The organism is Prochlorococcus marinus str. MIT 9401 (assembly GCF_000760095.1).
Lineage (GTDB): Bacteria > Cyanobacteriota > Cyanobacteriia > PCC-6307 > Cyanobiaceae > Prochlorococcus_A > Prochlorococcus_A marinus_I.
The window spans coordinates 73,286-95,834 of record NZ_JNAR01000001.1; the positions used below are offsets into that span (position 1 = coordinate 73,286).

Below are 22,549 nucleotides of genomic sequence, written 5' to 3' on the forward strand. Positions count from 1 at the left end.
TTGCAAATTTCTTTATAGCTTGTTAAACCGAAGAAAGTAAGTGTTTCGTTTTAGCGCCTTAATGATTCATTCAAAACTACTAGATAATAATAAAGAAAATAATAATTTAATTTTTTCTGAAAACCTTTATAAAGGTGCTTGTATAAAAATTAAAAATAGCAATAAAACTTTTCAAGTAATTGGTCTCAATTTAGGTAAAGAAATTTGTTGGGTGAGAGAGTGGCCTTTTGCCTGTAATTCTAAAAAAACATTTGCTTTAGAAATAAGTCAAATAACCTTACAAATTTTTTGTTCAAATAATTCTTCAGAAAAATTAAGTAATTATGAAATATGAAAAAAAAAGTTGTTTTATCAATATTTATAATTTTAATTTCTTTTTTACAGAATTCTTGCGGTTCAAAAAGAATATCTAAAAAAATTATAGTAGCAAGTTCTGGAAAAATTGAATCTTTAGATCCAGCTAGAGCAAATACTCTTAAAGCAATTCAATTAATCAGTTCTCTAGGAGACACATTATATGAATTAAATTCTGATGGAGAATTAATCCCTGAATTGGCCTCGGGGATGCCAATTATTTCAAAGGATAGACTTCAAATAACTATCAATTTAAGAAAGAATGTTTTTTTTCACGATGGAACTGCATTTAACTCAAATGCTATAAAGTTTACCTTTGATAGATTCAAAAGAATTGGAACGATGAATTATATTTTAGGAAATAAGATTAAATCAATAGAAACGCCGAGTGAATATTCAGTCATAATAAATTTGAATAAACCATCAAGTTCTTTAAATGGTTTACTCACATCTGTAAATTTAACTCCAATATCTCCTACATTTTATAAACAATATTCTGATAAGTTTCTAAATGAAAAATTCGTTGGTACTGGCAAGTATGTGCTGACCAGTTTTTCTAATGAAGTTCAATTAATTGATCCATATTTGAATTATTGGGGTGAAAAGCCCTTAAATAAGGGCGTTAATTTTGTGGGATATTCAAATTCATCTTCTCTTTTTGGGGCTTTAAAAAGTAAACAAATTGACGTTCTTTTATCAAATTCAATTGATGATAGTCAGAGAAAAAGCTTAAATAATTTAAGCAAAAATAAACAGTTTAATGAAGGTAATAGCCCTTTCACTGAATTAAGTTTTATAAGCCTTAAAACTAGTTCTTATCCCTTAAGTAATTTTAATTTAAGAATGGCTCTGGCAAAAAGTCTTAATAGAAAATTGATTAGTGAGAAAGTAAGTTATGGATTAAGGAAGCCATCTAGATCAATTATTCCTCCGATATTAAAAAAAGATAATCAAGAACTATGGCCAAAATATGATTATTTAGAAGCGAGAAGGTTATTGCAAAAAGAAAATTATTGCAATGGAAATATTCTAAAAATACCCCTTACTTATAGATCTAATGTACCAGCTGACAAGCTTATTGCTCTTACATGGCAAGAAGAAATTAAATCTTATTTGAAGGATTGTATTGATATTGAGCTCAATAGTGTGGAATCTACAACAGTTTACAAGAATCTAAGTTTAGGAATTTATACGGCAGTTATTCTCGATTGGACTGGGGCTTATTCAGATCCAGAGGCCTATCTCACCCCTCTTTTAAGTTGTAATGAAATAGTTGATGGTATATGTAAAAAAGGAGAATCAGTTTATAGTGGTAGCTTTTGGGGATCTAATAAAGTGGAAAGTTTATTTCTTGAGAGTGAAAAAAAAAGTGGAGTTAAAAGATTAGAAAAACTTGTTGAAATTGAAAAAATAGCAGCAAGTTCAATACCTTATATTCCTATTTGGTTTTCCTCTCAAAAAGCATGGTCTCAAAATAAAATATCAAAACCTATTTTTAATGGTGCAGGAATTATTTCATTAAGTGATCTTGAGTTAATTAATGAGTAGAAATTTAAATAAACTACTAAATTATTCCCTATTAAAAATATCATTAATTCCGATAATGTTATGGATAATTTCTTCACTAGTTTTTATTTTATTAAGAGTTGCGCCTGGCGATCCTGTCGATGCCATACTTGGATCTGGCGCAGATGAGGTTTCTAGGGAATTTCTAAGAAATAAATTGGGGCTAAATGAACCTTTAATAAATCAATATTTTTCGTATATTAAAAATATATTGCACTTAGATTTTGGCCAATCTCTAAGTACCCAAGAACCAGTCCTAAATATTATTATTAAGTCATTCCCGGCAAGTCTTGAGCTTGGATTCTTTTCAATATTATGTGCCACACTAATAGGTTTCCCATTAGGATTAATAGGCTTAAGAAATAGAGGGAAAAAGACTGATTATATTGCGAGAATATTAGGAATTGCTACATATGCTATCCCTCCTTTTTGGGGGGCAATGATAGCGCAATTATTATTTTCTGTATTCTTTAATATTTCCCCAATTGGAGGTAGATTTCCAATATTTCAGCAACAACCTCAAATTACAGGTTTTCTAGTTTTAGATAGTATTCTTTCAAATAATATTATTGCTTTGAAAGATAGTCTTTATCATCTCGCACTTCCTTCTATTACTCTTGGCTTTTTATTAAGTGGTATATTCAGCCGCTCATTAAGAGTAAATTTGGATAAGGAATTAAAAAGTGATTATGTAAATGCTGCTATATGTAGAGGAATATCAAAGAAAAAAATATTTTTAAACCATGCATTGCCTAATGCTTTATTGCCAATTTTCACTATTTCTGGCTTGACTATGGCTTCATTAGCAGGAGGTGCTCTATTGTTCGAGGTAACTTTTTCATGGCCAGGTATAGCTTTAAGATTAAATGAAGCTATTTCTCAAAGAGACTATACCTTGGTTCAAGGAATTGTAATTTTCACCTCTATGCTCATAGTCTCTTTAAATCTCTTCGTGGATATATTAATCTCATATTTAGATCCACGAATAGAGTACTAATTTTCGGAAATTTCTTTTATTGTTTCAAGATCTAAAAGATGGAAATCAAGTCCTAAATCTCTTTGGTTTTTAAATACCGTGGGGATATTTTGGCCTTTAATATTTTTTAAAAATTCAACTATAAATTTCGCAGATAAATCTTGTACTAATATTGGCTCTGAACCAATAAAAGATTCATTTATTTTGAAGACGTCATTATTTTCTTCATTGCTTTTATTAATTCTTATGGGAGAGAAATGACTTGCCCCTTCAATAATTAGAAATCTATTTGATGGATTATTTAAAGCAGAAAAAACTCTAAATTGTTCATTCATTAATGGTGTAATAAGGTCATACGTACCACCTATTAGAAGAGTTGGTGTTTTTATGCCAGAACTATTTTCTTTTGGCCATACTAAACTGCCAAATGAATTAAAACCTATAATTGCACTGGCCTTATTAGTATTATTTTTCTTGGGGAATGGTATTTCGCTCAACTGACATTGAAGTAATTTAGATAAATTTGTTAGCGCAAAGTCTTTTAATGCAGAATCACATTTGTCCTCTAGTTGATCTGTAGGTTTATTGCCTTCATATAAAAGTGCTATTAAAGCACCAAGTGAATGCCCCATTAAAATATAAGAGTCATTAGGTAAACCAAACTCCCCATTTTCATGAGCTTTTAATACAGCATCTAAATCTTTAATTCTATATAAGAAAAAGTCTGCACTGCTTGGTATTGTTTCCTTACCTTCGAGTACATCTATTAATGATTCTAAATTACTCCCTCTATGATCTATGAATAATATTGGCCAACCTCTTTTAGCCAATTCGTTGCCTATCCATTTGAAATTATTAATTTCGCCTCCAAGACCAGGCATAAAAATTATCAGTTCTTTATCATCATTTGTTTTATTACTTTTCCATATTTCAATTTCAAAAGGTTTCACTCTGTGAGGAGCATAAATTTTTTTATCAATTTTTATTGGATCATGAATTGATTTTGTTTTAGTATTTTCGAAGGCCTTTTGATTCGTTCTTTCAAGTTTATTTAATTTGGATATAAGTTCTTGTTGCATTGATAACTCATTTTTCCAAGATGAAATTATTAAAATTAAATTATCAATATCTAGTGAGATTTCTTCTGATGGTAATGCCTTTATGATGTCTAAAGTTGAAACTTCTTTTTTTTGATCTAATAAATTTTCTATTGTGTTATATATTTCTGTTCCATTATTGTCATTTGGAACTCTAATACTTTTGCTTAATTCTGAAAGAATTTTACGCCCTATCCAACTTCTTAATATCTCTCTATTTAATCCTTCTTCCTTGAAAACTGGAAATTCTAAAAATTTTGATAATTCAAAAACTCTTATTAATCCATTTTTTTTTAACCAATCTATTAATTCTGTTGAATCATCTTTGTATTTTTCTAATTTTGATAATTGTTCTATAGTAAGAGGGATTTCCATCTCTTCAAATTTAATATTTATCTTTTCAGCCGCCTTTAAACCATTATTAAAAAATAAACCACAAAAACTAAAAAAAATTATAAAAATGTATTTCACTTGTGATTAGTCCAAATAGTTTACAAATTAGCAAAAATTGGTGGATTCAATTTCCATATCATTTGAGGTTAATAACCAAGATAAGATTTTATGCTGCATTTGGAGCGGGAGGTGTTATTTATTTAACATCACTTATTTTTAATAGCATAGGATTATCGGCAACAGATATTGGCTTGGGGTTTACCATTTCAGCAATAATTGGAACCGTAACAAGACTCGTTACAGGTAATTATCTTAATAAAACTGGGAAAATTCAATTTCCAATAGTTACTTCTTCAATTCTAAGTATTGTCGCTAGTTTATGTCTTATTTTTTCAAGAGATACTTTTTTGTACATAATTGGACAATCATTTGTTGGGGCTGCTGCAGGAATATATTGGCCTGCTGCTGAGTTTGGGGTGCCATATTTTTGCCATCCTATCGAAACCCGCAAAGCATATGCTCTTGTTAGGAGTTCAGAGGCTTTAGGAATATTTCTAGGTGTTTTCTTAGGGGGCTATATGACGAATTTTTTGTATTCCAAGTCAATTTTTATTAATGATGTACTTTGTATGTTAGTTATCACGAATTTAATATCTAGAAATAGTTCTTCTATAAAAAGAAACTTAGAAAATTTTCAAAAAAAATTAGTTGATCCAATTAATCAGGGACAATTGAAATGGAATAAAAATTCAACAATAATAATTTTATCTATTTTATTGATAACTACCTCTTTAGCCTTGATACAAGTAACTTTGCCTCTGGATCTTGTTAAAGGTGGAGTATTTCGTAAGGCATTAAGCAAAGAAATTATTAGTCTTATAATTTCTATTCAGTTAATTTTATTGTTGTTTTTACAATGGCCTGTCGGTTCTTGGATATCTAAGAAAGAAAGATTATTTGGCTTGAAATTTAGTTTAATAAATTTCTCTTTCGCTTCATTTTTATTATTTATTTCTAGTTATTTAAATATCCCAGCGTTTTATTTGATTTCTTTGGCATTGATTTTAGTAAGTTTAGGGACTGCTTCATTTCTTCCAACATCAACAGATGTCGTTTTCAGAATAGCTCCTTCAAATAAAAAAGGTTTTGCACTTGCTCTACTATCACAATGTTTTGCTATGGGTTATTTCTTTGGACCATTTATTTCAGGACGCATATTAGATCTATTTGGTTATGCTTCAATAATCTGGCTTTCAATTTCTTGTTGTTGCTTTATTGCATTTACAATTCTATTTAAGAGATTATTTTAATTAATCTTTTCTAATTCAATAATTCTTCTCTCTCTTAGAAATAAGAAAAAAGGTGCAGAGAATGCGAAGGCTATAAGAAAAGTTCCAATGTATACAACCCACATATTCTTCATGTTTAGTTTTTTTGATTCATTTACTATCCATATAAAAATAGCGCTTGCACCTACTAATAAGTCTCTAGAAATTGACTGAGCTGCAGGGTTTGCATTCGCTAAAGAAATGAAGTTATTTATATCAAAGCTGTTTCCATATTCCCTAGCAAATTCGAAATTTGCCAACATTGGGAGAACAGCCCCCAAAATTGATAGAAAAAGGTAAAGAAAAGATAGTATCTGTTTATTATCTTTTAAAATGTTAAATGAATTCACTTGTCAAAAATATTTCTTTTAATAATAGTATTTAAAAGCTTATGGTTGTTGAAAAGAATAATAAAGTTGAAGACTATAAATTTAAAAAAGGAAATTTAAATTTTGCCGTTGTTGGTCATGTTGAGTGGATAAATTTTTTAAAGGTTGATCAATTACCAAAACCCGGAGTCATTTCTCATTCTGAAAAGTCCCTTGATTATCCAGCTGGTGGTGGATCTATTATCGCGAAAATACTTTCTGATTTAACTTCAAACCAAATTCATTTTTTTACGTCATTAGGTAATGATGATTATGGAGATAAGTGTTTCAAGATTCTCTCAAATATGGGAATTAAGTTACATGTAGCTTGGCGTGATAAACCAACTAGAAGAGGATTTAGTTTAATTGACTCTCAAGGTGAAAGAGCAATAACAGTTATTGGAGAAAGGTTAGCTCCAACTCATAAAGACAATTTAGAATGGAACATTTTAAAAAAAATGGACGGAATTTTTATTACTGCATCTGATTCAGAGATTTTTAAAATGGCTAGATCGGCTTCAATACTGTGTACAACACCAAGGGTAGGATTAAATACAATTAATAATTCAAATGTTCTTTTAGATGGATTAATAGGCAGTAATCTTGATCCCGGAGAAGTTTTTTCTTTTTCTGAATTATCGTTAAAACCCAAATATACTATTAAAACCGAGGGAGAGAAGGGAGGCATTATATTCCCAGGAGGAAGATATAAGGCTCTTAAAAACAAAAAACTAAAAGTTGATTCTTATGGATGTGGTGATTCTTTTGCTGCGGGTATTCTTTATGGAATGGCATCTAAATGGGATATAGATAAAAGTTTAAATCTTGCTAAAGTAATGGGGAGAGATGCTAGTGAATTTTTTGGACCATATGCAAATAATGATGAAAAATAATTGAATTAGCACTTACATGAGCAATCTAGATAATAAAAATAAAAATATTCTTGTAGAAAATATTATTGTTTTCTTTTTATTTACTGTTTTTATGGTTTTTAAATCTTTGAAAACTTTATCTAGAATTTTTACTTATGGAATCTTAAGAAAAGAAATATTAACTACTAAAAGTAACTTAGGCGTAGATATTAAAATAAAAATTAAATAGTTAATGAATATATTTTTATTTTTTCTAATTTTAGGGGTTATTTTTTGGGTCTACAAAAAAATTAAATCTAAAAAAATAAAGAACTTAAAATTAAATAAATTTAAAAATAAACTTCAAAGCACGCAAACAAATATTGAAAGAATTTTTTTAAGAGAGGAAGAAAAAACCTTTTCAAACCCTAATATAAATATCTATATTGGGATTTATGATAACGAAGAAAATATTAATAGGAAATCTAATATTCACAGAGCAAGGCTTTCAAAATTTAAGAAATCCAAATTAAATGGTGAAATGATATTTCAAGATGATGAACAAAGGATTTATAAATTTAATAATGGTAAGAAAGTTTATTTATAGTAAATTTACTTATGGTTTTTGTTTTAACTGCACTCAAGACTTTCTCTTGTTGAAACACCTGTTGTTGGGTTGATCCCATCAGCAATTTCACATAGATTTCTTTGATCTTCGCTGTCAAGAATAGCGTAAGAAAAATCTGCCCCTTCTATTCGAGCTCCTGCAAAACTGCTACCTGATGCGATCATATTTATTAGAACAGCATTTCTAAGATCTGTTTTTTGGAAATTAACTCGATCAGAAAGAGTATCGGTCAGGTCGATTCCATTTAAATTAGAACCTTTTAAATCAGATAGAGTTAAGGTTGTCCCATGCAAATCAACATCACTAAAATCTGCGTCTCTCGCAACTGCTCCAGCTATAGATGACAAATGAAGATCCTCCCCATGGAAATCAAAACCTGTAATATTAGATCTTACATAACTTGGAACTTCATCTCCCTCGCCTTTAACAGCTACATTTGCCCCAGCAAAAACTGGAGATGATAAAACTAAGAAAGAAAAAGTTATGCATAAAAGATATTTTAAAAAACTAAAAAATTTCATACTAGAAAATCCGAATATTATTATTTTATAACAATTAGATAATTTTTAAAATTGATGACTAAATTTGGAACTCCTTTTTAAAATTATTTAACACTATAAATTTTGAATCTAGGCTCTAAATTGGTTATACAATCTAGAAGTTTTTTGTTATCTCTGCTATTCGTAACCTTGAATTCAGATTCAACTGTACCTTCTTTATCTCTTATGGCTTGATTTAAAACTATGGAACCGTTTTCGTCAGATACTGATCTATGAAAAGTTCCTCTAGGTATTCTTAAAATGTATCCGCAAGAATCTAATCTAACTTTATAAAAAGGATAATCCCAGCCAAAATTGACAAGAAAAAATGTTCTTCCCCCGGAGATAGCAAGTAGATTATCTTCTTGATTGTGATGGATGTAAAATTGCCAATTTTTAAATTCTTCATCATTGGGAGGACTAACTGCAGACCCATTGTGAATAACTAGATCTCTATAGTTTGATTCATTTACACTAATATCAAAAAATTTTACATCTTTTGTATCGCGAAATTTTTCATAACTTATCAATTCAAACATTTTCGATTTGTTTGATTTGATAACTGGAATTTCTAAACTTGAGTTCAATTTTCTTTAAAGATTAAACAAATGAAAACAGATATATATATCCAAGAACGTATCAATTAACACTAAAAAAGAAACATATTATTATTGAAATTTTTTTTGTTATTTTATAAGATTAAAAATTTAGTGTTTATTTAATTTCAAGAGGTTTGATTTCCCAGGATAAAGTATTTTCTAAATTATTTTTTCCTATAAAGTTTCCTGTAATTACAGAGGTTAAATTAGATTTTGAAGAGGATACCAATGTTAAATATCTTTCATCTATTAATCCTTTTCCACTGGGATCAAAACCCCTCCAACCAGCACCTGGAATATATAATTCAGCCCAAGCGTGTAAATCCAACTCTGAGGGTAACGGATCTTCAAAATGATAACCACTTACAAACCTACTTGGGATACCTATAGACCTGCAAGCTTCAACCATCAACATTGCTAAATCTCTGCATGAACCTATACGTTCTCTAAGTGTTCTGCTAGCGGGCCATGCTGGACCTGTATGTCTTTTGGTATATTTAACCCGATCTTGAATAATCTCTATTAGCTGGTAGGTAAATGATAATGCGTTATTAATGCTTCCTGCTAGGGCTTCTTGGGCAAGTTCTACAGCAGAGGGGTCGTGTTGCCCATTAGGCATCCATCCCTCTAATGCTCCCTGCAAATCTCTGTTAATAATACTTCTACAAAAAGGTAATGTTAAATCTCTATTTTTAACTCCATCAATAATGTTTGGATGTTTAGTGGTTTCAACTTCGCTGATTGATTCAATAATTAAATTATCTGTTAATCCATTGAATCTGATTCTGTTAATCTCTTCTCCGCTGGCAGCAAGTAATGGATAAATAATTTCTGGTTCTGGGGTTATTTTTAATTCAAAATTCTTTAGTTTTTGGAATCCATTTGACCTTGGCTTTATACATAATCTATGCTCGCCTAATTGAACAGGGTCTTCATATTTATATTCAAGTTTGTGAATGTATTTAATTCTCATTAATAAACTTATTAATTAATAAAATATTTTTCTTGAATGAGATCATTTAATTTATTTAAATCCATTTGCAATGAATCGATTGCTTCATGTAAACCATCATTTATTATATCTTCAATTCTGATATAACTCCACTTTGCTTTAAGCAAACCTCTCATACATTCTAATTCTGAAGGATTTTCAAAACTTGGAGAGGTATCTATCTTTTTAAGTGTATTGCTTATCCCATCAAGACAGTATCTTACTGATCTAGGGAAAATTGGATCAAGTAAAAGAAATCTCGCAACTGAATTAGGCTTTATAGAATTTTGCACTGCTTTCCTAAACATTTGATAAGCTCCAGCTGAACGTAAAAGTGCAATCCATTGCAGCTCATCAAGAACTCCTCCAAGTTCATCTAAGCTGGGTAGGAGTAAATAATATTTAACATCTAAAATTCTTGATGTTTTGTCAGCTCTTTCGATCAATCTACCAAGAATGCTAAATCTCCAGGCGAGGTCTTTGCTTAGAGTCGCATCTGTAATTCCATAAAAAAGTTGACATTCCCTCCTTATCTCACTTAATTGTTCTTGTCTTGGTTTATTCCATATTGCTTCTCCTTCTTGCATATTCCAATATAAAATATTAATCTGTTCCCACATTTCTGTGGTCATAACATCTCTGATTTGTCTTGCATTTTCTCTTGCCATTTGAATGCAAGAAATTATACTGTTTGGGTTTAAACGATCTCTTATTAAAAAATTAATAACGTCGTCAGGTTTTTTCTCTGGGAATCTTTTATCAAAAGATTCTCTATCACTTGAAGCATCAATTAAGGGGAGCCAAGGCTCTGCACTTCCTGGCGGACAATCTAATGACATTGCTTCACTTACTTCCACGAAACGAGATATGTTTTCTGCACGTTCTAAATAACGATTGATCCAATAAAGAGATTCTGCTACACGACTTAAAAGCATATTATTCACCTACAACCCATGTATCTTTGCATCCTCCACCTTGAGAAGAATTAACGACTAATGATCCTTTTTTTAATGCTACTCGCGTAAGCCCGCCTGGGCTTACCCATGAATCTTTTCCTCTTAAGATATATGGTCTTAAATCAACATGACATGGATATAGTTCTCCTTCACATAACGATGGCACAGTAGATAATTCTAATGTTGGTTGTGCTATGAAATTTCTAGGATTATTTTTAATTTTATTAGCGAATTCTTCTATCTCACTCGTTGTTGAGTGAGGGCCAATTAACATTCCATAACCTCCAGCTTCTGCGACAGACTTAACAACAAATTTTGATAAATTTTCTAGAACATATTCACGATCCTTTTGATAATGACAAATATACGTTTCTACATTTTTAATAATAATTTCTTCATCAAGATAATATTTAATCATTTTTGGCACAAAAGAATAAATCATTTTGTCATCTGCTATTCCAGTCCCAGGAGCATTTGCTAAAGCAACATGACCTGCCTTAAAAACATCAAGTAATCCGCTAACACCGAGGCAAGAATCTTTTCTGAAATTAAGAGGATCTAAGAAATCATCATCAATTCGTCTGTAAATGACATCTACTCTTTTTAATCCTGAGGTAGTTTTTAAATATACATAATCATCATTACAAACTAAGTCATGACCCTGAACTAATTGAATGCCCATTTCTTGAGCTAAATAACTATGCTCAAAATAAGCACTATTAAAAATTCCTGGAGTTAGCAGCACTATCTTGGGAGTGTCAGTCCAAACAGCAAGTTCTTGAAGAGTTTTTAAAAGATATGATGGATATTCGTCAATTGGTTTTACTATTCTTCCTGAGAAAAGATTAGGAAAAATATTTTTCATAACTAATCTATTTTCTAAAAAATAAGCAACCCCAGAAGGGCACCTTAAATTATCTTCTAAAACATGCCAATCTCCTCTTCTATCCCTTATTAAATCAAGTCCCGAAATTTGACACCATTTATTTAGTGGAGGTTTGAAACCTATCAACTGAGGTCTCCAACCTTCTGAACTCTCTATTAATTCTCTTGGAATTATTCCATCATTTATTATTTTTTGAGAATTATAAATATCATCTAGGAATAAATCAATTGCCTCAAGCCTTTGTTTTAGGCCTTTTTCTAACGTTACCCAATCATCTTTACTAATTATTCTGGGAAGTGGATCAAAAGGTAATATTCTCTCAGTACCTTTTAAACCAGTATCGTTTAATCTAAAAGTTGCACCATGTCTTAGTAATAATTTTTTTGCGGCAGAGTGATTCCTGTTTAATTCTTCAAGTCCCATATTATCTAAAGATGAAAGAAGTGGAATCAATATTTCTCTAGCAGAGTTAACATTGTCCTTAAAATATTCATCAAAGCTATTTTTAGGCTGATAACTTGAAAACATATATTTCATCGTTTAGTAACTTTTACTTTAGCTTTATATCTTTATTCGTATTTATGGCTACCAAAAATAATATCTCTTGACTAGATCTATATCATTATTTTGATCATTGAAGTATATTTCTTAAAAATCTAAAAAGCATGAGTTCTAGTAATTGGCAATTTGTTTTTTTTAGATATTTCGCAAGCTTTCTTTTTATCCTCTCTCATAGTTTGCTGGTTCTTGATCATCTACCAGTAGGGGCAGCACTTCACGGACTTGGGGAAGTTTTTATTGCGCCTTGGGCTTTCAGGGAAAGAGCATGGGATCTTGTTGTTATTGCAGTTTTATTTTTCTTCTTCGATATCTGGGGACTTATAAACACTCCTTGGAATTAACTGATATTATTTATTTACTAATTCTGGAAAAATCATAATAAAAAATGAATTCTTATTTTAATCAAATTTATAAAATAATTTTTCTTTTATTACTTATTAATAGTTCCAGTTTATACGCGCATAATTTATTTAATGGTGGTTGCAAAGAACATTGTAGGCAAAAAGTTAAAGTAATAAGTAATAAAAACAAATTAAAAAATATTAATGATCAAATAAATATTGAAAGTAAAAATTCTTGTTTAAATAAATCACTTTGTAGAGGTTGACCTCTTGAGATTTTTTTAATTGTTTTATGAAGTTTGTTCTTTGATAATTATCATTAAATTTCCATTTGCTTGATAATTTTTATTAGGAGGATTTATTTGATTTTTTATTAAAAAAATAAAAGTATAAATCAACGGTAGAAGTAATGATGAAGCAGCAACTAAAGCGATTATCTGGTTTAACCTAATATATGGTTTTTTTACGAGATCCTCTCCGCATAATCCACAAATCAAATTACCTTTTAAGGATTGTTTTTGAAATTGATATTTAGGATTGCAATATGGGCAATAATATCGAACCATTTTTAAATTTTATTGTTTTAATCATTATCTATAAAATTAGAAGAAAATCACCTTGTTAAAAAAAGAGGGCTAATTTAAGCCCTCTTTTATCTCTTACTTATATTTTTTACTGAAGTTATTAACGCACCTAAATCATGGATCCTTGTTGCTAACTTCTTTTAAGCTAATGCTCACCAAAATTAACTAATTGTCTTTAACTGGGGCAAAAACTCTAGAATTAAGCTTGTTTCTTAAAGGGCACCTAAACGATGCAGAAGAAGGAAGCTTAGACATTAATAAAAAATAATTGGAGCAGTTAATTAAATTAGTTCGGTTTATTCCGAAATTTCAGGCAGGCTATCGATCATTTTGAAAGACCTCCTAGAACTCAACAATATAAAATTAGGAAAATATTTCTCTAAAGACAATCCGTTTTTATACGCATTGCTTTTTAATTAAAAATGTCCGAGAGTAGTAATCAATTGTGCTAATTTTTATAAGATATTTTTAGTAAGTTTTGCTTATTTCTTTTGATAGTTAATTCGTCTATCTTAATTTTAAATAATTGAGGAAATCTTTTATGAATCATTCGAAAGAAGTTGGTAAAACTGATAAATCAAACCCCATAGACGAATATTTTCAATGTCTCTCATATTGCGATATTCACCCAAAAGGTATAGATAATGACTGTGAGGTCATTTGTATGGAAAGACATTTAAAAGCTAACTATTGGTAATTAATAAATTTCTACTTTTTACTTAAATCCCTTTGAAAAAAGGTTAGTACGAACTTTAAATTTCCATACATTTACAACACCTTTTGCATTGACTGCTGCAAGTGCACAATCATCAGGTCTCCATGATATTGCCCCTACTAAATCTCCTGCGAATGCAGCCCCAACAGGATCTCCATTACCATCATTTTTTAGGAAACTTGCGACAACAGAACCATCCCTAGATCCTGAGGCTACAAGCATACCTTTATTTGAAAAGGCTAGGCTCGAAATAGGTTCTGTATGGTGACATAGCTCTCCTGGCATAGTCCCTTCTGGACCATTGCCTATAAAGCTCCAAACTGTAATTCTTTCACTGCCACTAGTGGCTAGTAATTTTCCGCTGTCATCAAAAGAAAGGTGACTTGGTTTTCCAGGGTATCCAGTCATTTCAGCATCCATTCCTGTTGATCTTCTCCAAAAATGAACTGAATTGTCTTGACTCCCACAGGCGACTATATCTCCATCAGGGCTTAATTCCATAGAGACCAATGATCCTTGCCACTCAAGTTTTTGATTCGTTTTATTATTAACAATGTCAAAGAATGTCACTCTGCCATAGCATGCAGTTGCAAGCTCATTTTTATTTGACCATGTTATTGCACTTACTGTGCTTGGATGATCTTCTGAGATCCATTTCTCTTCTCCAATTTCATTAAAAACATATACTTTTTTTGCGGAAGCTATCGCTAGAAATAAACCGTCATTAGACCACTTGAGGTGTTCCACCCAACTCTTACCAAGATCAAGTGTTTTAATAACTTTACCTTCATGGCAATTACAAATTTGAACATTTCCATCCTGACCTGATGTTGCAAAAATTTCACCCTCTGGATGAATTGCCATTGCTAATAGACCACCAGAGTGTGTATTTTCTTTTTTCCAAATAATTTTTCCAGTATCTCCTTCGAACGAAAAAAGACCTCCTGCCACGTCGCCAACAATAAATTGTTTTCCTTTAAGAGCCCAGCCACATGCTATGGCGTAATCGCTAACTTCAGCAGTCCATCCTTCATGGAACATGCCTCTTGGGCTAAATGGTTCTATATCAGGCATTTATCAAAGCCTTCTTGCATCTCTTTCTCATTTAAATTTCTACCGATAAAAACAAGTTGATTTCTACGAGGTTCGTTACCCCATTCTTTATCAGGTTGTGCAGTAAATAACATGTGAACTCCCTGGAAAACTATTCTCCTTGGGTTACCTGAGTAACTTATGAAACCTTTAGTTCTGAATATATCCACTCCTTTTTCTGAGAGAAGTCTTCCCATCCAAGTATTTAGTTTTTCTGGGTCAACATCTCCAAAACGCTCTATAGCAATTGAGCCTACCTCATCATCATGTTCATGCTCTGCTTGCCAGAACCTTTCAGTATTAAATGGAATCTCTTTATTTACGTCACTTTTAATGACTTTCATCTTGAATTCTTCAGCGGTGTGCTGTGTAAACAAACCTATTTTTGTTGGTTCTTCTATGTTCAGGATGAAGGATTTATTTCCTTTATCCTCTAATTTGAGATTTATATGTTCTCCATATGGGATGGTATTTCCAGGAACTAAACTATTAGCTTTTTCTGCATAAAGTCTCACGGAGGATTCAGCACCATCTTTAAGTTCCTCTTCACTCTCTCCTTGGTTAGCGAGGGCTACTAAGGACATTTCTGGATCGGGTCCTTCTTCTAGCATTAATTCATATTTACCTGCATCAAGATCGTAAACACCTGTCCATTCAAAAGGATATTCTGGTTCAAGGAATGTTGGCCTGCGTTTAAGGATCTGATCAAGATCAAATGCACTTAGATTTAATACTGTTTCAATTGGTACTTTGGCATTCTCAGCTCTAATAATTCGGGTCATTCGGTTCATATCTCTCAATCTCGATTCAAGAGTATCTAGTGCATCATCAGATACTAAATCAGTTTTATTAAGGACAAGAACATCAGCAAATGCAACTTGTTCTGAACTTTCATCACTCCTGCCTAACTGTTGATCAATGTGGGCAGCATCAACTAAAGTCACAATTCCATCAAGAGTGAATTCAGAACTAATCTCTTCATCCATGAAAAATGTTTGAGCAACTGGGCCTGGATCTGCTAATCCTGTCGTTTCTACTAAAACATAGTCAAACTTATCTCTTCTTTTCATAAGGTTGCCAAGGACTCTTATTAAATCGCCGCGAACAGTACAACAAATGCACCCGTTTGACATCTCAAACACTTCTTCATCGGCATTAATTACGAGCCCTTGATCTATACCCACTTCACCGTATTCATTTTCAATTACTGCTATTCTTTTCCCGTGCTCTTCACTCAATATTCTATTAAGCAAAGTAGTCTTCCCTGAACCTAAAAATCCAGTGAGAATAGTAACGGGAACTTTATCTTTGATGCTCATTTACTGATTTTTACTAAATAAACAATAGTTTAATAATAGTTATGATAAGAAATGAAAACCGTTTTTATTAGAAAAATTTAATCTGAAAGTTTGTACCATTCAGACTCAAGATTGGAGCCAGATTCTTTATCGCAGTTTCCACCTAATGAATCAACAATTGTACAAGTGTTGTGTACAGCTACTGAAACAGTATTACCATCCATCATCAATCCATCAACAAATATTTGATCAGAAGAAATAGGAATAGAACTTTGTCTGCTTAGATTTCTTAACAGTTTAGAAGCAGGTTTTTGCTCTGGGAAAAGAGCCAAAACATTATCTTCTTTGAGTTCTTCAAGTACAGACTTTATATTTTCCGGCCTTAAGCTTGAGGAGTCTCCAAGAACGTCAAGTAAACTAATGGTTTCAAAACCAAAAGCATCCCCGTAGTATTCCATAGACTTGTGTTTAGACACAATTACTCTGTTCTCCTCAGGAATAGAGCCTACTTGTTCGACGATCCAACTATCCAAGTCTTCCAAAATAGAATCAGCCTTTTCAAATCTTTCATTAATTTGCTTTCTGAGGCTTCTCTTTGAAGCATCTTTCTTTAAACTTTCGTTTATAACATTTCCCATTTTTATAATGTTATGTGGATCATGCCAAATATGAGGATCTAGTCCTCCATGGTGATGATGATGCCCCTCTCCTTCATCTGGTACTTGTGCTATCGGCTCTACATCACTATTCAATGCGTCTTTAAAAAAGTGTTCATTTGCCTCAAACTCAAAAGGCATGTGTTCAGTAAAAAATGTGTATTGACCATCTTCTTTAATTTCCACGTTAAAAACTGTGGTTTCTTTTCGTTGATCAAAGTTAAGGACGAAAGCTTTATTACTTGCAGTCAGAGTCCCATTATTTTTTCTTCCTATTGAGTATCTAGATCCTAATAGTTCTCTAGCTAAATCTTCGGATCCCTCTATGTTATTGGATTTTAGAATTACCATTTTCATTGCAGGATCTGCATATTCGCCATCGACTTTTGCAAATGACCATTTGTAGGATCCTTTAGATAACTGGAATTTACCTGCCCATTCGAAAGCTCCTTCAGCGTGATCATCATGTCCACCATGATCTGAGTGATCATCGTGACCTCCATGATCAGAGTGGTCATCTATCTTAGCTGAATGTTCAGCGTGATCATCATGTCCCGCATGATCAGAGTGGTCATCTACATCTATTGCGCTAACACCTATAACAACTGTTTGCTTTTTGCTTTCCCAATTTCTCATACTTGGAGTCATTTCTTTACCAAGAGTGAATACTTTATCGGCGTTATTAAGTAATTGAGCTTGTCTTGGATTGATCTTAAAGTCATGAACATCCTGCTTTCTATCTACTAAACATGTAACCTCGTCTGAAGGTAGTGCAATTGATTTAACTAAATCACAGACTAGTGGTTCTACTGCTAAGTAAGACTTTCCCTTAGCCAAAATATCCTGGCCAAAACCAGAAAATATTATTGTTCCAGCTAACACGGAATTTTTGATAATTGAATTACTTGAACTTGTATTATTTGTTAAAAGTCTTTTAAGAATTGACATAAAGAGTTATTAAGCACTTAAAAATGATAATCATTTCCATTATTTAAATCAAGTAAAGGTATCAAATGTTATGAAAATAATATGAAACTTGTATTATTGGTAAGCTTATAAAGTGACTTTTTTTTAAAGATTAATTAATGGCTACTTTAGTCGCTGAAAATTTAACCTATTCATACACAAAAAAAAGTAAGCCAGTTTTAAGTAAGGTCTCTGTTGAGATTAAACCTGGAACTCTAACAGCGCTAGTTGGTCCAAATGGAGCTGGCAAATCTACTCTTTTAAGAATATTGCAGGGACAATGTATTCCGGATAATGGTCAGATAACAATTGACGGAGAGAAGTTAACTAGACAAAGATCTCAAGTCTCACTTATGCCACAAAGAAGCTCTATGAATTGGAAATTTCCAATAACTGTGGAAAAACTAGTTTCATTAGGGCAAATAAAATACTCAAAATCAAAAAGTAATAGCCCTTTTCAAATAAAAGCTCTTCTTGCCAACCCTAATGCATGGATTAATAAATGCTGTGAATTGGAGGCCACAATGCAAAGAGTCGGCATCGCAAATATTGCTAACAGAAGGCTTGATTCTTTATCTGGGGGACAACAACAAAGAGCTTTATTAGCCAAAACTTTAATGTCTCCAGCAAAAATTTATCTTCTTGATGAACCTTGTGCAGCTTTAGATCCACCTGCAAAGGAGGATTTTCTAAAAATTGTTCGTCAACTTGCTGATGCTGGTCTTTCTTTAATGGTAAGTAGTCATGATTGGGGTACCTCATTAAATAGTTATGATCAAGTTATTGTTTTGGATAAAGCTGTATTGGCATCTGGAAGCCCTGATTCTATAAAAGATAAATTAGAGGATATAAATATCAGCTCAATTGAGGATAATAATTGTTGTGATTAAAAAAATATTTAGTTTTAACTTTGTGCTTGATAGCAATTCTGGCAAAGTCCGAAATACTCCAGGGTATGAAACAACAATTGGAATTTCTTTGGATTTGTTTTGGGTGTATGAATATCTTTTACAGGGCACCCTTCCATTTTTGATGTCTCACCACATTGAACACAAGTCAAATGATGAATGTCTCTATCTACGGGAGTGTAAAGAACCTCTCCTGTTGGGAGATGTCTAGAACGAATTAAACCATGCTTTATAAGAACTTGAAGATTCCTGTAAACAGTTGTCAGTCCCATAGCTTTTCCGCTTTCAATCAATTGTCTATGCAACTCTTGACCGCTCAGTTCATCTTCACATTTATTAAGTTCTTCAAGAAGTTGTTCTTGTCTTTTGGTAATGTCAGGCTTAGTTACCATTGTTTCCGAAATCTTTTTTTGTCCCGTATTTTTGATCATACCGAATCTTTAGATTAATGTCTTTTATTAATAGCAGTTGGTGGCTTGTTCCTTTAATAATAACTATTTTTTCAGGAATTCTATGTCCAGCGATGGGAACTGTATTAATAACACATAGGAGATTACTTCAAGTAAATTTGATCTCTCACTGCGTTTTGCCAGGACTTGCTTTAGCCTTAGCTCTTGGAATTCATCCTTCAATTGGTGGGGTTATCAGTGGTCTTTTAGGTTCTGTAATTGCGGAAAGTTTAACTAATAAAAAGAGTGAAAACTATGAAGCAATAATGAACACAATATTAGCCGGAATGCTTGGGTTTGGAGTCCTTATAATCCCTCTACTCGGAATAAGGATTGATTTGGAGGCAGTATTATTTGGCGATTTATTAACAGCAAATTTTGGAGATTTATTTAGAACAATAATTGCTTTTTTAGTATTTATACTTTTAATGACTTTTGGATATGAAAAGGTTGTTTATGTTGGATTAGATCCAGAAGGTGCATCCGCGAGTGGTATAAACGTTTCTTTATTAAATCTTGCTTTGAGTTTTACAACGGCATTAGTAATTGTTAGTTCAATGTCAGCAGTGGGAGTAATTCTTGTAATTGCTCTTCTTTCTACGCCAACTTTGTTAGGGCTAAATAAGGCTCATAGTTTAAGAATTGCAATGATGAGGTCTTCATTTTTTGGATTATGTATCTCACTTCTTGGATTTATTCTCTCTATAGTCTTTAATCTTTCCCCTGGACCTGCAATTAGCGTTATTTGTGTTGCGTCCCTTTTAATTCCTAGGCTTCGCAAATAATTAAATCTTAAATGTCCAATCAGAATTTAATGCTTGAGCTTCTGGATTGTTTTTTAAAGCTACTTCCATAGCTTCTTTTTTATTATTAGCTATAACAACTTCATCAAATTCCTTTCCATTTTTTTTGAGACTTACTTTGAAACGCATAAATATTATTTAATTAATCAAAAGTTAACCACTAAGCAAATAGATTTAAATACTTTTAAAAGTTAATTGATGAAATAGAAACATTAGTTATTCTGAAGTTTTTCTACTACAGATTCTTTCTCAATCTTAGCTACATCCTGTAATCCATTAGCATCAAACCAAGGAGCGTTTTCCCAATTAAATCCTTCCCCAAAAGTATTATCGGGAGCAGCTACATACCAGTGACATGACGAATCGGGAACATCTACAGCACATTTTGACCAGTCAGCTTCCCATTGTGGAACTTGTACCCACATTACAGATGCTAATAAAAAAGAAAAAATAAAATTCATAATTATCGGTTAGCAAAATTTTGAAAGATTTTTTTCACATTCTTTCTTTCTTTTCTTCCAATAACTTTCAAGTATTTGATTTTTATGCTTATTTTTAAATTGACTTAAATGAATATTCTTCTGGTTAAGAACTGAAGTTTTTATGATTTTCATGACTCAAGCTGTCAATGTAAGATCATATTTAAGACGCTTTATAGATTTTTTGAAGTGAATTTATACTTAATTTTTGTCCTACTTTTGTATAGGTAAGTATTTTTCGGGATTATTTTCAATATAAGTAAGCGAATATTTGACAACACCTACTATTACTGAAAAAAGAGCAATTGCCGAAATAATAAAAATGATTTTTTTGTAAATGCTTTTCATGAATTTTTTATGTTTTTGATTATATTTTTCATCAACGCCCAATTTTTCTGAAAGATTTAAATAATTAGTAATTTATACTGTAGCCTTTTAAATTACCTACGGAGTAAATTAAAACATATCAGAAACTCCTCACACACTTTTTTCTGATAACTTTAAAAGTACTCGACCGCAATGTTCGAGTACTTTTTGTATTTTATGCGATGTGACAGTTAAGATAGAGGCCTATCATGCATTACATATTTTGGATTTAGGTGTGATATTAAATTTGTGTGTAGGAGGAATTGATTTATTTCAGTGGAAACAAGGAAACACTTGATATAAATTAATTTTAAAAAGATCTCTCTCTGAGGGATCTTTTTTTTTTGGGATTTTGTAGAAATAGATATTAAATTCCTGAATATAAAAACATATATGCTTTCTTCCAAAATAATTAGATACGACATTACAAATTAGTAATTTAATTCGTTAGATTATGATTCGTTAAATTCTTCTGTTAATGAAAATACTTTTTTTAGCAATTTTAATTTGTTCAAGCTTTTTATTCCCTTCTTCATCATTTGCCTCGCATGTAGAATTAAAACCTTGTGTAGAGATTGCACATTGTGTACGAGAAGAATGGGAGGTAAACAATATTGAGAAACCTTTTGAAGAGATTAAAACATTTATCGAAAACACTCCAAGAACTGAGATTGTAGAAATTGATGGCGATTATCTTCATGCTGAGGCTACCAGTAAATGGATGAAGTATGTAGACGACTTAGAGGTATCCTTTTTTCCTGAATCAAAAATCTTATCTATAAGATCAGAATCAAGAGTTGGAGAAAGTGATTTGGGAGTGAATCAAAAAAGAGTTGATTTACTAAAATCAAAAATGTTTTGAGGTAAGAAGTAAAAAAATAACTTGTTTTTATTGTTTTTTGTATAACTTTTCCATTTTTAAAAAAAATTAGCAGATAAAAAAGTAATAATTGTCATCATGCCTTGATAAAGGCAAATTTATTAGATTTTCTCCAAAAAGATGATCATAAATTATATATATATATTGTTATCTAGTTTGGTTTTTTTCTGGTTTTATATAAACATTAAAAAAAATGGACTTAAATGGATAATCAAAGGTCTTTTTCAAATTGGAATATTGGTATTATTTATTGGAGGGTTTTTCAAAATATTTTTCACCTTACCCCCTAATTTATTTATAAAAATATTTTTTCTTATTATTTATACATGGTGCACTGTTGGAATAAATGTAAATTTCATGATCCCTTTGATTAGTTTGATTGACCAAAAAATAGTTAAAAAATAAAACTTAAATATGACTTAATTGTCAGTACAAAAAATAAATCTATTTCCTTAATCTGAAATATTAAAATTTACAAGATTTATTTTTTCCCTTTTGAAAGTCTTTTCCTTGTATAACTAGTTTTTATTGCCAAATCTGTCATTATACATATTCCAAATAAAAGAATCATTATTCCAATAAAGTATTTCATTATTTTTTATGTAATTACTATGTTTGAGATTTATTCATTATGCCAACTAATTTTAATATCTATTTCTTGAGATAAATTTCTTGTAACTGGACATTCTTGGGAAGCTTTTTTCAAAAATTCAATAGTTTCATTAGAAGTGCTCTCTGGTATAAAAATATTTATTATTAGTTCTTTTATCTTTCTCGCGCTATTTTGTGTCATTACTTTTTCAATATTTAAATATATACCTTTCAAATCAAATCCTTTCGATTTAGCCTTGATTGCCATAATGGTTAGCAGGCAAGTACCTAGAGATGTTGCTAATAAATCAGTTGGGGAAAAACTTTC

The 22,549-nt window shown here is 31.3% G+C and carries 29 protein-coding genes; 13 read left to right on the forward strand and 16 right to left on the reverse strand.

The genetic code is table 11. The features are described 5' to 3' along the window. Nucleotides 1-40 precede the first annotated feature (40 nt). From EV01_RS08350 to EV01_RS08340, 3 genes are read left to right on the forward strand one after another with little or no spacing between them, the layout of a single operon-like run. Nucleotides 41-334: a hypothetical protein gene (locus EV01_RS08350; protein ID WP_032516723.1), complete on the forward strand. Its 294-nt coding sequence runs from the start codon at nucleotides 41-43 to the stop codon at nucleotides 332-334. After that, the gene (locus EV01_RS08345) at nucleotides 331-1,902 is read left to right on the forward strand and encodes an ABC transporter substrate-binding protein (RefSeq protein ID WP_032516724.1); all 1,572 of its coding nucleotides are present in this window, start codon (nucleotides 331-333) and stop codon (nucleotides 1,900-1,902) included. Before EV01_RS08350 ends, EV01_RS08345 begins: the two co-directional genes overlap by 4 nt. Continuing rightward, nucleotides 1,895-2,917: an ABC transporter permease gene (locus EV01_RS08340; protein ID WP_032516725.1), complete on the forward strand. Its 1,023-nt coding sequence runs from the start codon at nucleotides 1,895-1,897 to the stop codon at nucleotides 2,915-2,917. The genes EV01_RS08345 and EV01_RS08340 overlap by 8 nt, the downstream gene beginning before the upstream one ends. On the opposite strand, the gene EV01_RS08335 is transcribed toward EV01_RS08340, so the two are convergent. After that, on the reverse strand, nucleotides 2,914-4,464 hold the full coding sequence (locus tag EV01_RS08335; protein ID WP_032516726.1) for an alpha/beta hydrolase: 1,551 nt from the start codon (nucleotides 4,462-4,464) through the stop codon (nucleotides 2,914-2,916). The genes EV01_RS08340 and EV01_RS08335 overlap by 4 nt on opposite strands. Nucleotides 4,465-4,466: 2 nt before the next feature. Here EV01_RS08335 and EV01_RS08330 point away from each other — a divergent pair, with 2 nt between their 5' ends. Next, nucleotides 4,467-5,696: an MFS transporter gene (locus EV01_RS08330; protein ID WP_032516727.1), complete on the forward strand. Its 1,230-nt coding sequence runs from the start codon at nucleotides 4,467-4,469 to the stop codon at nucleotides 5,694-5,696. On the opposite strand, the gene EV01_RS08325 is transcribed toward EV01_RS08330, so the two are convergent. Beyond that, nucleotides 5,693-6,064, reverse strand: coding sequence for a DUF2834 domain-containing protein (locus tag EV01_RS08325; protein WP_025888552.1), 372 nt, complete (start codon nucleotides 6,062-6,064; stop codon nucleotides 5,693-5,695). The two genes, EV01_RS08330 and EV01_RS08325, sit on opposite strands and share 4 nt — an antisense overlap. Before the next feature lie 41 nt (nucleotides 6,065-6,105). Here EV01_RS08325 and EV01_RS08320 point away from each other — a divergent pair, with 41 nt between their 5' ends. The 3 genes from EV01_RS08320 to EV01_RS08310 are packed head-to-tail and all read left to right on the forward strand — an operon-like array spanning nucleotide 6,106 to nucleotide 7,540. Further along, complete coding sequence (locus EV01_RS08320; RefSeq protein WP_032518494.1) at nucleotides 6,106-6,975, forward strand: carbohydrate kinase family protein; 870 nt, start codon at nucleotides 6,106-6,108, stop codon at nucleotides 6,973-6,975. 16 nt (nucleotides 6,976-6,991) lie between these two features. Continuing rightward, nucleotides 6,992-7,183 (forward strand): hypothetical protein, encoded by a 192-nt coding sequence (locus EV01_RS08315; protein WP_032516729.1) that lies wholly within the window; start codon nucleotides 6,992-6,994, stop codon nucleotides 7,181-7,183. Between the two features lie 3 nt (nucleotides 7,184-7,186). Next, nucleotides 7,187-7,540, forward strand: a complete 354-nt coding sequence (locus EV01_RS08310) for a hypothetical protein (RefSeq protein WP_032516730.1) — start codon at nucleotides 7,187-7,189, stop codon at nucleotides 7,538-7,540. Between the two features lie 23 nt (nucleotides 7,541-7,563). On the opposite strand, the gene EV01_RS08305 is transcribed toward EV01_RS08310, so the two are convergent. The 5 genes from EV01_RS08305 to EV01_RS08285 all read right to left on the reverse strand — a co-directional run bounded on the left by EV01_RS08305 (nucleotide 7,564) and on the right by EV01_RS08285 (nucleotide 12,069). Continuing rightward, entirely contained in the window at nucleotides 7,564-8,082 is a 519-nt protein-coding gene (locus tag EV01_RS08305; protein WP_032516731.1) for a pentapeptide repeat-containing protein, read from the reverse strand. 83 nt (nucleotides 8,083-8,165) lie between these two features. Beyond that, nucleotides 8,166-8,639 (reverse strand): hypothetical protein, encoded by a 474-nt coding sequence (locus EV01_RS08300; protein WP_032516770.1) that lies wholly within the window; start codon nucleotides 8,637-8,639, stop codon nucleotides 8,166-8,168. 175 nt (nucleotides 8,640-8,814) lie between these two features. Continuing rightward, the gene (locus tag EV01_RS08295) at nucleotides 8,815-9,672 is read right to left on the reverse strand and encodes a transglutaminase family protein (RefSeq protein WP_032516732.1); all 858 of its coding nucleotides are present in this window, start codon (nucleotides 9,670-9,672) and stop codon (nucleotides 8,815-8,817) included. An 11-nt stretch (nucleotides 9,673-9,683) separates the two neighbouring features. Further along, the gene (locus tag EV01_RS08290; RefSeq protein WP_032516771.1) at nucleotides 9,684-10,625 is read right to left on the reverse strand and encodes an alpha-E domain-containing protein; all 942 of its coding nucleotides are present in this window, start codon (nucleotides 10,623-10,625) and stop codon (nucleotides 9,684-9,686) included. Nucleotide 10,626: 1 nt separating this feature from the next. Beyond that, nucleotides 10,627-12,069 carry a circularly permuted type 2 ATP-grasp protein gene (locus EV01_RS08285; protein WP_032516733.1) on the reverse strand — a complete coding sequence of 481 codons (1,443 nt, stop codon included), beginning with the start codon at nucleotides 12,067-12,069 and terminating at the stop codon, nucleotides 10,627-10,629. A gap of 128 nt (nucleotides 12,070-12,197) precedes the next feature. Here EV01_RS08285 and EV01_RS08280 point away from each other — a divergent pair, with 128 nt between their 5' ends. Beyond that, nucleotides 12,198-12,434: a hypothetical protein gene (locus EV01_RS08280; RefSeq protein WP_011818573.1), complete on the forward strand. Its 237-nt coding sequence runs from the start codon at nucleotides 12,198-12,200 to the stop codon at nucleotides 12,432-12,434. Nucleotides 12,435-12,478: 44 nt separating this feature from the next. After that, nucleotides 12,479-12,700, forward strand: coding sequence for a hypothetical protein (locus tag EV01_RS08275; RefSeq protein WP_032516734.1), 222 nt, complete (start codon nucleotides 12,479-12,481; stop codon nucleotides 12,698-12,700). A gap of 24 nt (nucleotides 12,701-12,724) precedes the next feature. Here EV01_RS08275 and EV01_RS08270 read toward each other — a convergent pair whose 3' ends face one another. Then, on the reverse strand, nucleotides 12,725-13,000 hold the full coding sequence (locus EV01_RS08270; RefSeq protein WP_032516735.1) for a hypothetical protein: 276 nt from the start codon (nucleotides 12,998-13,000) through the stop codon (nucleotides 12,725-12,727). Nucleotides 13,001-13,559: 559 nt separating this feature from the next. Here EV01_RS08270 and EV01_RS09575 point away from each other — a divergent pair. Further along, nucleotides 13,560-13,715 carry a hypothetical protein gene (locus tag EV01_RS09575; protein WP_193741380.1) on the forward strand — a complete coding sequence of 52 codons (156 nt, stop codon included), beginning with the start codon at nucleotides 13,560-13,562 and terminating at the stop codon, nucleotides 13,713-13,715. Nucleotides 13,716-13,733: 18 nt separating this feature from the next. Here EV01_RS09575 and EV01_RS08265 read toward each other — a convergent pair whose 3' ends face one another. The 3 genes from EV01_RS08265 to EV01_RS08255 all read right to left on the reverse strand — a co-directional run bounded on the left by EV01_RS08265 (nucleotide 13,734) and on the right by EV01_RS08255 (nucleotide 17,727). Next, nucleotides 13,734-14,807, reverse strand: a complete 1,074-nt coding sequence (locus EV01_RS08265) for a WD40 repeat domain-containing protein (protein ID WP_032516736.1) — start codon at nucleotides 14,805-14,807, stop codon at nucleotides 13,734-13,736. Then, nucleotides 14,795-16,144 carry a CobW family GTP-binding protein gene (locus EV01_RS08260; RefSeq protein WP_032516737.1) on the reverse strand — a complete coding sequence of 450 codons (1,350 nt, stop codon included), beginning with the start codon at nucleotides 16,142-16,144 and terminating at the stop codon, nucleotides 14,795-14,797. Before EV01_RS08260 ends, EV01_RS08265 begins: the two co-directional genes overlap by 13 nt. 77 nt (nucleotides 16,145-16,221) lie before the next feature. Then, nucleotides 16,222-17,727 carry a metal ABC transporter solute-binding protein, Zn/Mn family gene (locus EV01_RS08255; protein WP_032516738.1) on the reverse strand — a complete coding sequence of 502 codons (1,506 nt, stop codon included), beginning with the start codon at nucleotides 17,725-17,727 and terminating at the stop codon, nucleotides 16,222-16,224. A 137-nt stretch (nucleotides 17,728-17,864) separates the two neighbouring features. On the opposite strand from EV01_RS08255, the gene EV01_RS08250 reads away from it, so the two are divergent. Next, on the forward strand, nucleotides 17,865-18,635 hold the full coding sequence (locus EV01_RS08250; RefSeq protein WP_032516739.1) for an ABC transporter ATP-binding protein: 771 nt from the start codon (nucleotides 17,865-17,867) through the stop codon (nucleotides 18,633-18,635). A 14-nt stretch (nucleotides 18,636-18,649) separates the two neighbouring features. Here the strand turns inward: EV01_RS08250 and EV01_RS08245 are convergent, their stop codons facing one another. Beyond that, the gene (locus tag EV01_RS08245) at nucleotides 18,650-19,084 is read right to left on the reverse strand and encodes a Fur family transcriptional regulator (protein ID WP_032516740.1); all 435 of its coding nucleotides are present in this window, start codon (nucleotides 19,082-19,084) and stop codon (nucleotides 18,650-18,652) included. A 17-nt stretch (nucleotides 19,085-19,101) separates the two neighbouring features. Between EV01_RS08245 and EV01_RS08240 the strand changes: the two genes are divergently transcribed. Continuing rightward, entirely contained in the window at nucleotides 19,102-19,887 is a 786-nt protein-coding gene (locus tag EV01_RS08240; RefSeq protein WP_032516741.1) for a metal ABC transporter permease, read from the forward strand. On the opposite strand, the gene EV01_RS09580 is transcribed toward EV01_RS08240, so the two are convergent. The 3 genes from EV01_RS09580 to EV01_RS09585 all read right to left on the reverse strand — a co-directional run bounded on the left by EV01_RS09580 (nucleotide 19,888) and on the right by EV01_RS09585 (nucleotide 20,519). Next, nucleotides 19,888-20,034: a hypothetical protein gene (locus tag EV01_RS09580; protein ID WP_011863089.1), complete on the reverse strand. Its 147-nt coding sequence runs from the start codon at nucleotides 20,032-20,034 to the stop codon at nucleotides 19,888-19,890. Nucleotides 20,035-20,117: 83 nt separating this feature from the next. Beyond that, nucleotides 20,118-20,366, reverse strand: a complete 249-nt coding sequence (locus tag EV01_RS08235; RefSeq protein ID WP_011376589.1) for a hypothetical protein — start codon at nucleotides 20,364-20,366, stop codon at nucleotides 20,118-20,120. Nucleotides 20,367-20,375: 9 nt separating this feature from the next. Beyond that, the gene (locus EV01_RS09585; RefSeq protein WP_193742571.1) at nucleotides 20,376-20,519 is read right to left on the reverse strand and encodes a hypothetical protein; all 144 of its coding nucleotides are present in this window, start codon (nucleotides 20,517-20,519) and stop codon (nucleotides 20,376-20,378) included. A gap of 709 nt (nucleotides 20,520-21,228) precedes the next feature. On the opposite strand from EV01_RS09585, the gene EV01_RS08230 reads away from it, so the two are divergent. Beyond that, nucleotides 21,229-21,612: a DUF1499 domain-containing protein gene (locus EV01_RS08230; RefSeq protein WP_032516742.1), complete on the forward strand. Its 384-nt coding sequence runs from the start codon at nucleotides 21,229-21,231 to the stop codon at nucleotides 21,610-21,612. Nucleotides 21,613-22,252: 640 nt separating this feature from the next. On the opposite strand, the gene EV01_RS0108720 is transcribed toward EV01_RS08230, so the two are convergent. Further along, the coding region (locus EV01_RS0108720) for an OsmC family protein (protein ID WP_032523256.1) at nucleotides 22,253-22,549 on the reverse strand (297 nt) is incomplete at its 5' end.

Excerpts from the sequence above, each read along its gene's own strand:
- EV01_RS08345 (WP_032516724.1), top strand. The coding sequence starts at position 331 with ATGAAAAAAAAAGTTGTTTTATCAATATTTATAATTTTAATTTCTTTT.
- EV01_RS08300 (WP_032516770.1), bottom strand. The coding sequence starts at position 8,639 with ATGTTTGAATTGATAAGTTATGAAAAATTTCGCGATACAAAAGATGTA.
- EV01_RS08310 (WP_032516730.1), top strand. The coding sequence starts at position 7,187 with ATGAATATATTTTTATTTTTTCTAATTTTAGGGGTTATTTTTTGGGTC.
- EV01_RS08295 (WP_032516732.1), bottom strand. The coding sequence starts at position 9,672 with ATGAGAATTAAATACATTCACAAACTTGAATATAAATATGAAGACCCT.
- EV01_RS08285 (WP_032516733.1), bottom strand. The coding sequence starts at position 12,069 with ATGAAATATATGTTTTCAAGTTATCAGCCTAAAAATAGCTTTGATGAA.
- EV01_RS08265 (WP_032516736.1), bottom strand. The coding sequence starts at position 14,807 with ATGCCTGATATAGAACCATTTAGCCCAAGAGGCATGTTCCATGAAGGA.
- EV01_RS08235 (WP_011376589.1), bottom strand. The coding sequence starts at position 20,366 with ATGAATTTTATTTTTTCTTTTTTATTAGCATCTGTAATGTGGGTACAA.
- EV01_RS08305 (WP_032516731.1), bottom strand. The coding sequence starts at position 8,082 with ATGAAATTTTTTAGTTTTTTAAAATATCTTTTATGCATAACTTTTTCT.
- EV01_RS08240 (WP_032516741.1), top strand. The coding sequence starts at position 19,102 with ATGTCTTTTATTAATAGCAGTTGGTGGCTTGTTCCTTTAATAATAACT.
- EV01_RS08250 (WP_032516739.1), top strand. The coding sequence starts at position 17,865 with ATGGCTACTTTAGTCGCTGAAAATTTAACCTATTCATACACAAAAAAA.
- EV01_RS08290 (WP_032516771.1), bottom strand. The coding sequence starts at position 10,625 with ATGCTTTTAAGTCGTGTAGCAGAATCTCTTTATTGGATCAATCGTTAT.
- EV01_RS08255 (WP_032516738.1), bottom strand. The coding sequence starts at position 17,727 with ATGTCAATTCTTAAAAGACTTTTAACAAATAATACAAGTTCAAGTAAT.
- EV01_RS08275 (WP_032516734.1), top strand. The coding sequence starts at position 12,479 with ATGAATTCTTATTTTAATCAAATTTATAAAATAATTTTTCTTTTATTA.
- EV01_RS08270 (WP_032516735.1), bottom strand. The coding sequence starts at position 13,000 with ATGGTTCGATATTATTGCCCATATTGCAATCCTAAATATCAATTTCAA.
- EV01_RS08245 (WP_032516740.1), bottom strand. The coding sequence starts at position 19,084 with ATGATCAAAAATACGGGACAAAAAAAGATTTCGGAAACAATGGTAACT.
- EV01_RS09580 (WP_011863089.1), bottom strand. The coding sequence starts at position 20,034 with ATGCGTTTCAAAGTAAGTCTCAAAAAAAATGGAAAGGAATTTGATGAA.
- EV01_RS08315 (WP_032516729.1), top strand. The coding sequence starts at position 6,992 with ATGAGCAATCTAGATAATAAAAATAAAAATATTCTTGTAGAAAATATT.
- EV01_RS08230 (WP_032516742.1), top strand. The coding sequence starts at position 21,229 with ATGAAAATACTTTTTTTAGCAATTTTAATTTGTTCAAGCTTTTTATTC.
- EV01_RS09575 (WP_193741380.1), top strand. The coding sequence starts at position 13,560 with ATGAATCATTCGAAAGAAGTTGGTAAAACTGATAAATCAAACCCCATA.
- EV01_RS08320 (WP_032518494.1), top strand. The coding sequence starts at position 6,106 with ATGGTTGTTGAAAAGAATAATAAAGTTGAAGACTATAAATTTAAAAAA.
- EV01_RS09585 (WP_193742571.1), bottom strand. The coding sequence starts at position 20,519 with ATGAAAATCATAAAAACTTCAGTTCTTAACCAGAAGAATATTCATTTA.
- EV01_RS08340 (WP_032516725.1), top strand. The coding sequence starts at position 1,895 with ATGAGTAGAAATTTAAATAAACTACTAAATTATTCCCTATTAAAAATA.
- EV01_RS08260 (WP_032516737.1), bottom strand. The coding sequence starts at position 16,144 with ATGAGCATCAAAGATAAAGTTCCCGTTACTATTCTCACTGGATTTTTA.
- EV01_RS08280 (WP_011818573.1), top strand. The coding sequence starts at position 12,198 with ATGAGTTCTAGTAATTGGCAATTTGTTTTTTTTAGATATTTCGCAAGC.